Here is a 13,825-nt window from a genome sequence, read left to right on the forward strand (position 1 = left end):
CGTCCGGCGCCGCTAACGTGCGGGTATGCACGCCCCGCCGCTCGCCCCGTCACCGTCCGTGTCCGCCCGGCGGGCCGGGCACCGGTACTGGGCGCGCCTGCTGCCCGCGCTGGCGGCGCTGGCCTGCCTGACCCGGCTGCCGTCCTTCGCCCGCCCGCTGTGGAACCCCGACGAGGGCTACCTCGCCGTCCAGTCCCGGTTGCTGGCCCAGGGCGGCCGGCTCTACGAGACGGTCGTGGACCGCAAGCCGCCACTGGTGCCCTGGCTCTACCAGGGCGCCTTCGCGCTGACCGGCTCCGAGTCGCTGCTCTGCGTACGGCTGCTGGCCGTCCTCGCCCAGTGCGCCACCGCCGCCCTGCTCGCCTCGCTGGCCCGCCGCCGCTGGGGCGACGGGCCCGGCCGCACCGCCGGGGTGCTGTACCTGCTGGTCTCCGTCGGCCTGAACCCGCAGGACGCCCAGGCCGCCACGTTCGAGGTGTTCATACTGCCGGGCACGGCGGCGGCCCTGTGGTGCGCCGACCGCCGCCGCTGGCGGGCCGCCGGGGCCGCCGTCGCCTGCGCCTTCCTGGCCAAGCAGACCGGCGCGGCGGTGCTGCTGCCGGTGCTGTGGCGGTGCGGCGCCCGCCGCGGCCCGGTGCTGCGCCTGGCGCTGGGCGCCGCACCCCCCGTCCTGGCCGCCGCCCTGCTCACCGACCCGGCCGGCTTCCTGTTCTGGACGGTCACCGGCTCCGGCGCCTACGCCTCCTTCTCGGGTTCCCCCGCCCATGTCCTGGCCCGGGCGGCCGGCAACGCGGCGATCCTCGCCGTCGGCTGCGCCGCGCTGCTGCCCCCGCTGGTCCGCCGGGCGGCCGGCCGCGCCGACCTGTGGGTGTGGCTCGCCGCGTCGGCGGTGGCGGTCGGCACCGGCCTGCACTTCTTCGGCCACTACTACCTCCAGCTCCTGCCGCCGCTGACCCTGCTGGCCACGGCCGGGCTGCGCACCCTGCCCCCGGCGCGCACCGCCCGTACGGTTCTCGGCGCGGCCTGCTGCTGCGTGCTGTTCCTCACCTGGGGGCTGCTCGCGCCGCGCGGCGAACTCGACCACGCCCGCCGCCTGGCGGACACCGCCGCGCGCCGCACCGCGCCGGACGAGCGGGTGCTGTTCTGGGGCATGCACCCGGAGACGTACTGGCTGGCCGGCCGCGCCCCCGCCAGCCGCTACCTCACCGCCGGCCTGCTCACCAACCACAGCGGCGGCCGGTCCGGCGCCCGGGTCGGCGAGCGGTACGCGGTCCCCGGCGCCTGGGCCGTCTTCCGCCGGGAGACGGCCGCCCGGCCGCCCGCCCTGATCGTCGACGACTCCCGCGGCGCCCCCTACGCCCCCGAGCACCTGCCCACCCTGCGCCGGCTGCTGGCCGCCCGGTACCAGGAGGCGGGGACGGTGGACGGGGCGGTGCTGTACGTCCGGGTACGGCGGGACTGAGGGCCCCGGCCCCGTGGGGCGCCCGCCCGCGCGGTCAGCCCCTCGCCGCCCCGTCCCGCCCCGGCCGCACCGTCCGGGGACCCGTCACCTCGGCGCCCAACTCGCTCACCCGGCGCCGAAGTTCACGGTCGGCCGTCACCACCAGGACCCGGCGGTCCCCGGCCGCCGCCACCAGGTCGACCATGTGGTCGTCCCCGGCGCCCGGCGCGTCCTCCACCCGTACCCCCGGCACCGAGGCCACCCCGCGCGCCGCGCCCTCCACGACCAGGACCAGCTCCAGCGGACCGCCGCGCCCCGGCACCCCGTCCGCCGCCAGCCGGTCCCGCAGCTTCTCCGCGGCCCCGCGCCGGTCCCGCCACCAGCCGTCGGGCACCGACCCGACGACGTTGGCGGCATCGACGATCACGAGCAGGGGGGTGTTGTCGTCCATGCCGTCAGGGTCGCACGGCCGCACCCGCCCGGGGCCGGCCGGACCGCCCCGCTTAGAGTGAACCGGTGAACGGCGACTGGCTCCTGCGCGGCCGCGACGGCCGCCTCTGCGTCTATCTGCCGTCCGGCGACGCCGTCCTGTGCCGCGCCGAACGGGTGCCCGGCGGCCCCTGGGAGGCCCCCCGCAGGATCGGCGGCGACCAGAAGCTGCGTCCGGGCCTCACGGCCGGGCGGGGCGCCGACGGGTACGCCCACCTCGTCGCGTGGCGGCCCACCGGCTCCGGCCAGTCCGGGCTCGTGCACTCCACGCACTACCGGCCGCTGCTCGCCCCCCTGGACTGGCAGCCGGTCGGCCACCCCGACAAGAAGGGCAAGCGGACCGGCACCCCCGCCGTCGCCGTCGACGCGCGGGGGTGCGCCCATGTCTTCGTCCGCTCCACCGGGGGCGGCTTGAGCATGCTGGCCCAGAAGGAGAAGGGCGGCTGGGACCCCTGGCGCGGCCTGGGGGGCGAGCGGGTCGAGGACGCACCGGCCGCCGTGACCGGCGAGTCGGGCCTGGTCGAGGTGTACGCGGCGGCACCCGGCGGGCTCCTGCACTGGCGGCAGGAGAAGCCCGGCGCCCGGCCGGTGCTCGCGGAGACGGTCGACGCACCGGTCCGGCCCGGCACCCTGCGCGCCCTGGCCACCTCGCCCGAGCACACCACCCTCTTCTACACCGACGCCTCCGGCGGCCTGTGCGCCTGGCGCCCCGGCACCGACCCCGTCCCGCTGGTCGCCGCCGCCGGACCCGGCCCGGTGGCCGCCGTCCGCTGTGTCATCGAGGGCCACGACTGCACGCTGCTCGCCCAGCGCTCGGCGAGCGGCCGGGTCGCCTTCGCCGCCTACCCGACCGAGGCGGAGCAGGCCGGTGCCTGGTGGGCCGAGTCCGGGCCGGACCTGGCGGCCGACGCCGAGGTGGCGCTCGCCGAGGACGCGGCCGGCCGGGTGGTCGCCGCCACCCTCTCCCCGTCGACCGGCCGGCTCCTGCTGACCCGCCGCAAGGACGAACCGGGCCTGGCCCTGACCGCCTGGCAGGAGGTCTGACCCCCGCCCCCGGGGAGACACGCGTACGAGCGCTGGCCGGACGCCCCCACCGCCGACCGTAAGGTTGTCCGGGTATCCGCACATCCGCCCTTTCGGTGAGGTCGTGTTCGATGAGCAGGGACCCGGTGCGCCCGTCCTCCGCCCCCGGCGTGGACCTCGTCGTCGTGGGACTCGGTTACGTCGGTCTGCCGCTGGCCCGCGCGGCCACCGCGGCCGGGCTGCGGGTCGCCGGCCTGGACCGCGCCCCGCGCGTCGTCGAGGGCCTGAACGCCGGCCGGTCGCACGTGGACGACATCACCGACGCCGAGGTCCGGGCGATGCGCGCCCGCGGCTTCGAGGCCGTCGGCCGGCCCGAGGTGATCGCCGGGGCCGCCGCCGTGGTGGTCTGCGTGCCGACCCCGCTCACCGCCCACGGCGCCCCGGACCTCGGCGCCGTGCGCCGCGCCGTCGACGACATCGCCGCCCACCTGCGGCCCGGCACCCTCGTCGTGCTGGAGTCCACGACCTACCCCGGCACCACCGACGAGGTGGTCCGCCCCCGCCTGGAGGCCGGGGGACTGCGGGCCGGCGCCGACTTCCACCTGGCCTTCTCCCCGGAGCGCATCGACCCGGGCAACCCCGCCCACGGCCTGGAGAACACGCCCAAGGTGGTCGGCGGCATCACCCCCGACTGCGCCAAGGCCGCCCGCGCCCTGTACGAGCGGTTCGTCGCCCGCGTGGTCGAGGCCCGCGGCACCCGGGAGGCCGAGATGGCCAAGCTGCTGGAGAACACCTACCGGCAGGTCAACATCGCCCTGGTCAACGAGATGGCGATGTTCTGCCGGGAACTCGGCGTCGACCTGTGGGACGCGATCCGCTGCGCCGCCACCAAGCCGTTCGGCTTCGCCCCCTTCCACCCCGGCCCCGGCGTCGGCGGGCACTGCATCCCCGTCGACCCCGCCTACCTGGCGTACAAGGTGCGGTCGCTGGGCATCCCGTTCCGGTTCGCCGAGCTGGCGCAGGAGATCAACCAGCGGATGCCGGGGCATGTCGTGGACCGCGCCGCCGGGCTGCTCAACGACGCCGGCAAGGCCGTGCGCGGCGCCCGGGTGCTGCTGCTCGGCGTCACCTACAAGCCCGATGTCTCCGACCGGCGGGAGAGCCCCGCCCTGGCCGTCGCCGAGCACCTGCGGGCCCGGGGCGCCGACCTCGTGTACTTCGATCCGCACGTCCCCCACTGGTCGGTGGCCGGTGCCCCCGTCGAACGGGCCGGCGACTACCTGGCCGCGGCGCGGGAGGCCGACCTGACGGTCCTGCTCCAGTTGCACCGGGAGATCGACCCCGGGTTGCTCGCGGACCGCGCCCACCTGCTGTTCGACACCCGGGGCGCGACCGCCGGCCACCCCCGGGCGGTCCGGCTCTGACCGGTACGCCGACGGGCCGCACGGCGGTGTGCCGTGCGGCCCGTCACCCGGTTCCGGCAGGGGTTACGCCGGGACGCTCGCCACGCCCGGGGCCAGGAACCGCTTGCCGGTCACCCGCTCGGCGACGCCCTCGCGGTCCAGGTACGGCGTGATGCCGCCCAGGTGGAAGGGCCAGCCGGCGCCGGTGATCAGGCACAGGTCGATGTCCTGGGCCTCGGCGACGACGCCCTCGTCCAGCATCAGCCCGATCTCCTGGGCCACCGCGTCCAGCACCCGGGCGCGGACCTGCTCCTCGGTGAGGACGGAGTCGCCCTGCTTGAGCAGCGCGGCGACCTCCGGGTCCAGCTCGGGCTTGCCGCTGTCGTAGACGTAGAAGCCGCGCTTGCCCGCCTCGACGACCGCCTTGAGGTTGGGGGAGACGGTGAAGCGGTCCGGGAACGCCCGGTGCAGCGTCTCGGAGACGTGCAGGCCGATCGCCGGGCCGACCAGCTCGAGCAGGACCAGCGGGGACATCGGCAGGCCGAGCGGCTCCACCGCCTTCTCCGCGACCTCGACCGGGGTGCCCTCGTCGATGACGTTCTGGATCTCGCCCATGAAGCGGGTCAGGATGCGGTTGACGACGAACGCCGGGGCGTCCTTGACCAGCACGGCCGTCTTCTTCAGCTTCCTGGCCACCGCGAACGCCGTGGCCAGCGAGGCGTCGTCGGTGCGCTCACCGCGGACGATCTCCAGCAGCGGCAGCACCGCGACCGGGTTGAAGAAGTGGAAGCCGACCACCCGCTCGGGGTGCTTCAGCTTCGACGCCATCTCGGAGACCGACAGCGAGGAGGTGTTGGTGGCGAGGATCGCGTGCGCCGGGGCGACCGCCTCGACCTCCGCGAACACCTGCTGCTTGACGCCGATCTCCTCGAACACCGCCTCGATGACGAAGTCGGCGTCCGCGAAGCCCTCGGCCTTGTCCAGCACGCCGGTCACCAGCGCCTTGAGGCGGTTGGCCTTGTCCTGGCCGATCCGGCCCTTGCCGAGCAGCTTGTCGATCTCGGCGTGCACATAGCCCACGCCCTTGTCGACGCGCTCCTGGTCGATGTCGGTCAGCACGACCGGCACCTCCAGGCGGCGCAGGAACAGCAGCGCGAGCTGGGAGGCCATCAGACCGGCGCCGACCACGCCGACCTTGGTGACCGGACGGGCCAGGTTCTTGTCCGGGGCGCCGGCCGGGCGCTTGGCGCGCTTCTGCACCAGGTTGAACGCGTAGAGCCCGGCGCGCAGTTCCCCGCCCATGATCAGGTCGGCGAGGGCCCGGTCCTCGGCGTCGTAGCCCTGCTGGAGGTCGCCGTTCTTCGCGGCGGCGATGATGTCCAGGGCGCGGTAGGCGGCCGGGGCGGCGCCGTGCACCTTGGAGTCGGCGATGGACCGGCCCCGCGCGACGGCCTGGTCCCACGCCTCGCCGCGGTCGACGGCCGGGCGCTCGACGGCGATCTCGCCCTTGAGGACGGCCGCCGTCCAGATCAGCGACTGCTCCAGGAAGTCGGCGCCCTCGAAGATCGCGTCCGCGATGCCGAGTTCGTAGACCTGCTCGCCCTTGAGCTGGCGGTTCTGGTTGAGGCTGTTCTCGATGATGACGGTGACGGCCTTGTCGGCGCCGATCAGGTTCGGCAGCAGGGTGCAGCCGCCCCAGCCGGGGACCAGGCCGAGGAAGACCTCCGGCAGCGAGAACGCCGGGACGGCCGCGGAGACCGTGCGGTAGGTGCAGTGCAGGCCGACCTCGACGCCGCCGCCCATCGCGGCGCCGTTGTAGTACGCGAACGTCGGCACCGCCAGGCCCGACAGCCGCTTGAAGACGTCGTGGCCGCCCTTGCCGATGGCCAGCGCGTCCTCGTGCCGCTTCAGCAGCTCGACGCCCTTGAGGTCGGCGCCGACGGCGAAGATGAACGGCTTGCCGGTGATGCCGATGCCGGTGATCTCACCGGCCGCGGCCTCCAGTTCGACCTGGTCGACGGCGGCGTTGAGGTTCGCCAGCGACTGGGGGCCGAAGGTGGTCGGCTTGGTGTGGTCCAGGCCGTTGTCCAGGGTGATGAGCGCGAAGCGCCCGGCACCGAGGGGCAGGTCGAAGTGGCGTACGTGGGCGGTGGTGACGACCTCGTCCGGGAACAGGTCGGCCGCGCCCTTCAGCAGCTCGGCGGTGGTGCTCACTTGTCCCCCTCGAAGTGCGGGTTCTCCCAGATGACCGTGGCGCCCATGCCGAAGCCGACGCACATGGTGGTGAGGCCGTAGCGGACCTGCGGCTGCTCCTCGAACTGGCGGGCCAACTGGGTCATCAGCCGGACACCGGAGGAGGCCAGCGGGTGGCCGAAGGCGATGGCGCCGCCGTACTGGTTGACGCGCTCGTCGTCGTCCGCGATGCCGTAGTGGTCCAGGAAGGCCAGGACCTGCACGGCGAACGCCTCGTTGATCTCGAACAGGCCGATGTCGGAGATCGACAGGCCCGCCTGCGCCAGCGCCTTCTCGGTGGCCGGGATCGGGCCGTAGCCCATCACCTCGGGCTCGACGCCCGCGAAGGCGTAGGAGACCAGGCGCATCTTGACCGGCAGGCCGTGCTCGCGGGCGAAGTCCTCGGCGGCGATCAGGGAGGCGGTCGCGCCGTCGTTCAGACCGGCCGCGTTGCCCGCGGTGACCCGGCCGTGCACCCGGAACGGCGTCTTGAGGTTCGCCAGGTTCTCCAGCGTGGTGCCCGGACGCATCGGCTCGTCGGCGGTGACCAGGCCCCAGCCCGTCTCGCCCGCCTCCTCGTTGGTGCGGCGCACCGAGATCGGCACCAGGTCGGCCTGGATCTTGCCGTTGGCGTACGCCTTGGCGGCCTTCTCCTGCGAGCGCACCGCGTACTCGTCGGCGCGCAGCTTGGTGATGTGCGGGTAGCGGTCGTGCAGGTTCTCCGCGGTCATGCCCATGAACAGGGCCGACTCGTCGACCAGCTTCTCGCTGACGAACCGCGGGTTGGGGTCGACGCCCTCGCCCATCGGGTGGCGGCCCATGTGCTCGACACCGCCCGCGATGGCGATGTCGTACGCGCCGAAGGCCACCGAGCCGGCCACCGTGGTGACCGCGGTCAGGGCGCCCGCGCACATCCGGTCGATGGCGTAGCCGGGCACCGAGGTGGGCAGGCCCGCGAGGATGCCGGCGGTACGGCCGATGGTCAGGCCCTGGTCGCCGATCTGCGTGGTGGCGGCGATGGCGACCTCGTCGATCTCCTTGGGGTCCAGGCCCGGGTTGCGGCGCAGCAGCTCCCGGATCGCCTTCACGACCAGGTCGTCGGCGCGGGTCTCGTGGTAGATGCCCTTCGGGCCCGCCTTGCCGAACGGGGTGCGGACGCCGTCGACGAAGACGACGTCCCTGACGGTACGAGGCACGATGGCTCTCCTCCAGGGTGCGGGACGCTGAGCGCTTGCTCAACCCATGCTACTAACCAGTAACGTAGCTGCCCAGTCTCATGGGGTACAGCGGCGCAGGTCACATGAGAACAGGCCCGGGTAGAGCGTCCCTGGAAAGGGCGCGCGGGAGCGCGCGACCTGCCCCGACGCCTCCGCACATCCCGACGGCCGTCACCGGGGCGGCGCAGCGGTCCCCCGGGGATCTTGGCGTGATCTCGACGCCGCGGGTCCGCCGCGAGGGACCCGCCGGGGCGCGCCGGGGCGCACCGGGAGGCGGTCCTGGCGGGAGCGGTCCCGCTCGTCCCGGCCGGGCGGCCGCTCCGGTCAGGCGCCCGGGTCCGCCGTCAGCGCCGCCACCAGGACCGGCGTGACCTGCTCCACCTGCCAGGGCCGGGCCCCGTGCCGGGCCAGCGCGGCGGCCACCGACGCGGCGTCGGCGGGCTGGGGCGGCTCCCAGCAGACCCGGCGCACGGTGTCCGGGGTGATCAGGTTCTCCTGCGGCATGGCCAGCCGCTCGGCCAGCGCCGTCACCGCGGCGCGGGCCGCCGACAGCCGGGCCGCGGCGGCCGGGTCCTTGTCGGCCCAGGCCCGGGGCGGCGGGGGCCCGGTCACCGGCTGCCCGGGCGGCGGCAACTGCGCCTCCGGCAGCGCCTTGGCCCGGTCGACCGCCGCCTGCCACTGCTCCAACTGCCGCCGGTTGACCCGCCCGAAGCCGTTCAGCGCGGCCAGCGCGTGGGCGTTGGGCGGCAGCGCCAGCGCGGCCTCGACGATGGCCGCGTCGCCGAGCACCTTGCCCGGGGAGACGTCCCGGCGGCGCGCGATGCGGTCCCGGGTCTCCCACAGCTCCCGGACCACGGCCAGTTGCCGCCGCCGGCGCACCTTGTGCATCCCCGACGTACGGCGCCAGGGGTCCTTGCGGGGCTCGGCGGGCGGGGCGGCGGCGATGGCGTCGAACTCCTGCCGGGCCCACTCCAGCTTGCCCTGCCGCTCCAGCTCGGCCTCCAGCGCGTCCCGCAGGTCGACCAGCAGCTCGACGTCGAGGGCGGCGTAGCGCAGCCAGGGCTCGGGCAGCGGCCGGGTGGACCAGTCGACGGCGGAGTGGCCCTTCTCCAGGACGTAGCCGAGGACGGACTCGACCATCGCGCCGAGGCCGACCCGCGGGAACCCGGCGAGCCGCCCGGCCAGCTCGGTGTCGAACAGCCTGGTGGGCACCATCCCTATCTCCCGCAGACAGGGCAGGTCCTGGGTGGCGGCGTGCAGCACCCACTCGGCGTCCTTCAACGCCTCGCCCAGTCCGGACAGGTCGGGGCAGGCCACCGGGTCGATCAGGGCCGTCCCGGCGCCCGCGCGGCGCAACTGCACCAAGTAGGCGCGCTGGCCGTAGCGGTATCCGGAGGCCCGCTCGGCGTCGACGGCGACGGGGCCGGTGCCGGCCGCGAAGGCGGCGACGGCCTCGGCGAGCGCGGCGGCGTCCGCGATCACCGGGGGAATCCCCTCGCGCGGCTCCAGCAGCGGGATCGGCGCCTCGGTAGCAGAAGATCCGGCCTCGTCCGGAGGGGCGCCTCCGGTGGTTCGCAGTGAACGGTCTGCTGCGGTTTCGTGGGCGTCGGTCACCTGTCAAGAGTATCCGTGGATCGACGGAACCCGCCGACGGAACGTTCCGTCGGCGGGCTCCGGGGGGTCGTAAACCAGTCAGGTCGCCGCGGTGGGGGACGCGGGGGAGGGGCGGACGCGAGGCGGGAGGGGGCGGGTCAGTGGATGATGCCGGTGCGCAGCGCCACCGCGACCATGCCGGCGCGGTCGCCGGTGCCCAGCTTGCGGGCGATGCGGGCGAGGTGGCTCTTGACGGTCAGCGCGGACAGGCCCATGGAGACGCCGATCGCCTTGTTCGACTGGCCCTCCGCGACCAGCCGCAGCACCTCGACCTCGCGGCCGGACAGCTCGCGGTAGCCGCCCGGGTGACTCGGGGCACCCGGGGGGCGGCGGTGCAGCCGGGCGGCGGCGGCACCGATGGGGGCGGCACCGGGCCGGGTGGGGAGCCCGACGTTGGTACGGGTGCCGGTGACGACGTAGCCCTTGACGCCGCCGGCGAGGGCGTTGCGCACCGCGCCGATGTCGTCGGCGGCGGACAGCGCGAGCCCGTTGGGCCAGCCCGCGGCGCGGGTCTCCGACAGCAGGGTGAGGCCGGAGCCGTCGGGAAGGTGGACGTCGGCGACGCAGATGTCGCGGGGGTTGCCGATGCGGGGACGAGCCTCCGCGACGGACGAAGCCTCGATGACGTCGCGCACACCGAGCGCCCACAGATGGCGGGTGACGGTGGAACGGACGCGCGGGTCGGCCACGACCACCATCGCGGTCGGCTTGTTCGGGCGGTAGGCGACCAGGCTTGCGGGCTGCTCGAGGAGAACGGACACCAGGCCTCCTGGGGTGCGGGGACGGGGGGCCGGCTCATGGGGAAGAAGCCGGGGGGAACCGTGCTTTCAAGGTCACAGTCGTCTTCGGCACCGATCGGGTCCGCCTTTAGAGAATGATCACTATCTGGTGAGTAACAATCCGAGCAATTCGGACACGCGGTCGATCACTCGAAGACCGAACGGTTTCGGTTCGAACCACTACCTGCCCGGAAGTGGCCGTATCGACAAAGTGACGGGACGAACCGGTACGAAAAAAGGGGGAGTGCGGACCGCTCCGCACTCCCCCTGCCGAGACCCCCGACTACCGGGGCCGCGGCCCCCGCCGCTGCGGCAGCGTCACCACCGACGCGTCGCCCGGACCGGCCGGCGGCAACCCGCCGACCTGGGCCAGCAGATCGCACCACGCGGCCAGGTGCGCGGCGGTGTCCGGGACCCCGCCGAGCCCCTCCCGGGGCGTCCAGGAGGCGCGGATCTCGATCTGCGAGGCGGCGGGGCGCGCGGACAGCCCGCCGAAGTAGTGCGAGGAGGCCCGGGTCACCGTGCCGCTGGGCTCGCCGAACGCCAGCTTCCGGCCGTGCAGCGCGCCGGTCAGCCAGGACCAGCACACCTCGGGCAGCAGCGGGTCCGCGGCCATCTCCGGCTCCAGCTCCGCCCGTACCAGCGTCACCAGGCGGAACGTGCCCCGCCAGGCGTCGTGCCCGGCCGGGTCGTGCAGCAGCACCAGCCGCCCGTCGGCCAGATCCTGGTCGCCGTCGACGACCGTGGCCTCCAGCGCGTACGCGTGCGGCGCGAGCCGCTGCGGCGGGCGCGTGGGCTCCACCTCGACCTGGGGCCGCAGCTTCGCGGTGCGCAGCGCCTCCACCGCGGTCCGGAACGGGGGCGGCACCGGATCCTGCTGCCGGGCGCCCGCCGCGCTGTCCGTACGTTCCTTGGGTTCCGTGGGTTCGTCCATTCCGTCAGCGCCGTCCGACAATCGTCCCTGAGCCGCAGCCATGCCGGGAAGGTTAAGCGGAACGCGGCCCCGGCGCGGGGAGAGACACCCGCGTGCGGGCGCGATGGCCGGATCACGCGCCGCGCGGGCCGGACCCCGTGCCGGAGCGGGCCCGCCGGGGTGCGCCCCCGTGGTCCGGGACGGCGGGCGGGGCGTGCGAGACTTTCCGTCGTGAGTGCCAACCAGAGCCCCGCGGGCAAGCAGCCGACAGCCACGTACGACTCCGCCTTCCTCAAGGCGTGCAGGCGTGAGCCGGTGCCGCACACGCCGGTGTGGTTCATGCGGCAGGCCGGGCGCTCGCTGCCGGAGTACCGCAAGGTGCGCGAGGGCGTCCCCATGCTGGAGTCCTGCATGCGGCCGGATCTGGTCACCGAGATCACCCTGCAGCCGGTGCGCCGGCACGGCGTGGACGCGGCGATCTACTTCAGCGACATCGTCGTCCCGCTCAAGGCCATCGGCGTCGACCTCGACATCCGCCCCGGCGTCGGCCCGGTCGTGGAGCGGCCGATCCGCACCCGCGCCGACCTGGCCCGGCTGCGCGACCTGACCCCCGAGGACGTCTCCTACGTCACCGAGGCGATCGGCCTGCTCACCGCCGAGCTGGGCGGCACCCCGCTGATCGGCTTCGCGGGCGCCCCCTTCACCCTGGCCAGCTATCTGGTGGAGGGCGGCCCGTCCCGCAACCACGAGAACACCAAGGCGCTGATGTACGGCGACCCGCGGCTCTGGGCCGACCTGCTGGACCGCCTCGCCGACATCACGGCCGCCTTCCTGAAGGTGCAGATCGAGGCGGGCGCCAGCGCCGTCCAGTTGTTCGACTCCTGGGTCGGCGCGCTCGCTCCGGCCGACTACCGCCGCTCGGTGATGCCCGCCTCCGCGAAGGTCTTCGAGGCGGTCGCCGGGTACGGCGTGCCGCGCATCCACTTCGGCGTCGGCACCGGCGAACTCCTGGGCCTGATGGGCGAGGCCGGCGCGGACGTGGTGGGCGTCGACTGGCGGGTCCCGCTGGACGAGGCGGCCCGCCGGGTCGGCCCCGGCAAGGCGCTCCAGGGCAACCTCGACCCGGCCGTCCTGTTCTCCTCCCGCGCGGCCGTCGAGGCCAAGACCGACGAGATCCTCACCGCCGCGGCGGACCTGGAGGGCCATGTCTTCAACCTCGGCCACGGCGTCCTGCCCACCACCGACCCGGACGCGCTGACTCGGCTCGTGGAGCACGTCCACACCCGCACCGCCCGCTGACCCCGACGCCCCCACCGGCCCGGCGCCGCCGCCCGCGCGGCGCCGGGCCGGCGCGTCGGCACGCCCGGACCGGCGGCGGCACCCGGGGCCGTGTGCCGTCAGTGCGCCGTCACCGGCGTGTCATCGGGGCTCCGTAGGGTTCCGCGGACGAGCCCTTCTGCGGGGACGGGGCCGGAACGCCGGGGGTGTGCGTGGAGTACCGAATTCTCGGGCAGGTCGAGGCGCGGCACGAGGGGCGCCCGCTGCCGCTGCCCGGCGCCAAGCCGCGCACCGTACTGAGCGCCCTGCTGCTCGCCGGCGACCAGGTGGTCTACGACTCGCAGTTGGGCGACCACCTGTGGGGCCACCGGGCGCCCGCCACCATGAACGCCCAGATCTACACCTACGTCTCCCGGCTGCGGAAGCTGCTCGCACCGCACGCGCGGATCACCCGCCGGTCGCCGGGCTACCTCATGGAGACCGGGTCCGCCTGGTTCGACCTGGCCGAGTTCACCGACCGGTCGCGGCGCGGGCACCGGGCGCTGGCCGCGGGCGACCACCGGGGGGCCGTCTCGCTGCTCGACTCGGCGCTGTCGCTGTGGCGCGGCCCCGCGCTCGCCGATGTCTGCGCGCCGCTCGCCGACGCGGTGCGACCGCACCTGGAGGAGGCCCGGATCACCGCGCTGCACGGCCGGTTCGAGGCCGGCCTCGCGCTCGGCGGGCACGCCGCGCTGGTGCCGGAGCTGACCCGGACGGTCCGCGCGTACCCGTTGCAGGAGCGGTTCCGCGCGCAGCTCATGACGGCCCTGTACCGCTGCCACCGCCAGGCGGACGCCCTGGCCGTGTACGAGGAGGGCAGGGCACTGCTGCAAGGCTCGCTCGGCGTCGACCCGGGCGCGCTGCTGCGCGAGGTGATGCTCGCGATCCTGCGCTCCGATCCCGCGCTGCTCGGCCCGGCCCGCGAACGCGCGCCGGCCGGCGCCGGGCACCCGGTGCTCCCGGAACCCGCCGTCCGCTGAGCGGCGGCCGGACCGGCACCCGCGGGGCCCGGCATCCCGTCCGCGCCCCGACCCACCTCACAGGAGGCACTGCCATGACCGCACCCCTGCCCGAGACCGCCCTGCCCGAGGAGGCGCGCGCCCGCGTCAAGGACGTGGTGTGCGAGGTGCTGGAGGTCGAACCGGAGGAGATCACCCCCACCGGGTCGTTCACCGGGGCCTACGGCGCCGACTCGATGGCGCTGGTGGCCCTCGGCGCCACGCTGGAGCGGACCTTCGACATCGAGCTGGACGGCTGGAAGGTCGACCAGATGGACGACCTGGAGAACGTGTACGCGGTGGTGGGCGAGGCCCTCGCCGAGAACCGCTGATCCGGTTCCACGACGCGAGGAGGGCGAA

At 74.8% G+C, this 13,825-nt stretch carries 12 protein-coding genes; 6 read left to right on the plus strand and 6 right to left on the minus strand.

From position 1 onward, the window contains the following. The first annotated feature begins 25 nt into the window (after positions 1–25). Positions 26–1,462, plus strand: coding sequence for a glycosyltransferase family 39 protein (locus IE316_RS19170; RefSeq protein WP_190205627.1), 1,437 nt, complete (start codon positions 26–28; stop codon positions 1,460–1,462). Positions 1,463–1,496: 34 nt separating this feature from the next. Here the strand turns inward: IE316_RS19170 and IE316_RS19175 are convergent, their stop codons facing one another. Beyond that, a complete protein-coding gene (locus IE316_RS19175) occupies positions 1,497–1,892 on the minus strand; it encodes a PIN domain-containing protein (RefSeq protein ID WP_190205628.1) in 396 nt (131 codons plus the stop codon). A 65-nt stretch (positions 1,893–1,957) separates the two neighbouring features. Here IE316_RS19175 and IE316_RS19180 point away from each other — a divergent pair, with 65 nt between their 5' ends. Next, a complete protein-coding gene (locus IE316_RS19180) occupies positions 1,958–2,974 on the plus strand; it encodes a PLL family lectin (protein WP_190205629.1) in 1,017 nt (338 codons plus the stop codon). A gap of 110 nt (positions 2,975–3,084) precedes the next feature. Then, positions 3,085–4,377: a nucleotide sugar dehydrogenase gene (locus IE316_RS19185; protein WP_190205630.1), complete on the plus strand. Its 1,293-nt coding sequence runs from the start codon at positions 3,085–3,087 to the stop codon at positions 4,375–4,377. Positions 4,378–4,440: 63 nt separating this feature from the next. Here IE316_RS19185 and IE316_RS19190 read toward each other — a convergent pair whose 3' ends face one another. The 5 genes from IE316_RS19190 to IE316_RS19210 form a co-directional block, all read right to left on the minus strand. Then, positions 4,441–6,570, minus strand: a complete 2,130-nt coding sequence (locus tag IE316_RS19190) for a 3-hydroxyacyl-CoA dehydrogenase NAD-binding domain-containing protein (RefSeq protein WP_190205631.1) — start codon at positions 6,568–6,570, stop codon at positions 4,441–4,443. After that, positions 6,567–7,784 carry a thiolase family protein gene (locus IE316_RS19195; protein WP_190205632.1) on the minus strand — a complete coding sequence of 406 codons (1,218 nt, stop codon included), beginning with the start codon at positions 7,782–7,784 and terminating at the stop codon, positions 6,567–6,569. The genes IE316_RS19190 and IE316_RS19195 overlap by 4 nt, the downstream gene beginning before the upstream one ends. Positions 7,785–8,129: 345 nt before the next feature. Then, complete coding sequence (locus tag IE316_RS19200; RefSeq protein WP_190205633.1) at positions 8,130–9,419, minus strand: ribonuclease D; 1,290 nt, start codon at positions 9,417–9,419, stop codon at positions 8,130–8,132. 137 nt (positions 9,420–9,556) lie between these two features. Beyond that, complete coding sequence (locus IE316_RS19205) at positions 9,557–10,219, minus strand: response regulator transcription factor (protein WP_003972894.1); 663 nt, start codon at positions 10,217–10,219, stop codon at positions 9,557–9,559. Between the two features lie 301 nt (positions 10,220–10,520). Continuing rightward, a complete protein-coding gene (locus IE316_RS19210; RefSeq protein ID WP_190205634.1) occupies positions 10,521–11,213 on the minus strand; it encodes a DUF3000 domain-containing protein in 693 nt (230 codons plus the stop codon). 168 nt (positions 11,214–11,381) lie between these two features. On the opposite strand from IE316_RS19210, the gene hemE reads away from it, so the two are divergent. The 3 genes from hemE (at position 11,382) to IE316_RS19225 (ending at position 13,797) form a co-directional block, all read left to right on the plus strand. Then, positions 11,382–12,449, plus strand: coding sequence for a uroporphyrinogen decarboxylase (gene hemE, locus IE316_RS19215; RefSeq protein WP_190205635.1), 1,068 nt, complete (start codon positions 11,382–11,384; stop codon positions 12,447–12,449). A gap of 191 nt (positions 12,450–12,640) precedes the next feature. After that, positions 12,641–13,447: an AfsR/SARP family transcriptional regulator gene (locus IE316_RS19220; RefSeq protein WP_190205636.1), complete on the plus strand. Its 807-nt coding sequence runs from the start codon at positions 12,641–12,643 to the stop codon at positions 13,445–13,447. Positions 13,448–13,521: 74 nt separating this feature from the next. After that, the gene (locus tag IE316_RS19225; RefSeq protein ID WP_190205637.1) at positions 13,522–13,797 is read left to right on the plus strand and encodes an acyl carrier protein; all 276 of its coding nucleotides are present in this window, start codon (positions 13,522–13,524) and stop codon (positions 13,795–13,797) included. The last annotated feature ends 28 nt before the right edge of the window (positions 13,798–13,825 follow it).

The sequence above is a fragment of the Streptomyces fumanus genome (assembly GCF_014655295.1).
GTDB classification, from domain to species: domain Bacteria; phylum Actinomycetota; class Actinomycetes; order Streptomycetales; family Streptomycetaceae; genus Streptomyces; species Streptomyces fumanus.

Excerpts from the sequence above, each read along its gene's own strand:
- IE316_RS19225 (WP_190205637.1), top strand. The coding sequence starts at position 13,522 with ATGACCGCACCCCTGCCCGAGACCGCCCTGCCCGAGGAGGCGCGCGCC.
- IE316_RS19210 (WP_190205634.1), bottom strand. The coding sequence starts at position 11,213 with ATGGCTGCGGCTCAGGGACGATTGTCGGACGGCGCTGACGGAATGGAC.
- IE316_RS19175 (WP_190205628.1), bottom strand. The coding sequence starts at position 1,892 with ATGGACGACAACACCCCCCTGCTCGTGATCGTCGATGCCGCCAACGTC.
- IE316_RS19170 (WP_190205627.1), top strand. The coding sequence starts at position 26 with ATGCACGCCCCGCCGCTCGCCCCGTCACCGTCCGTGTCCGCCCGGCGG.
- IE316_RS19185 (WP_190205630.1), top strand. The coding sequence starts at position 3,085 with ATGAGCAGGGACCCGGTGCGCCCGTCCTCCGCCCCCGGCGTGGACCTC.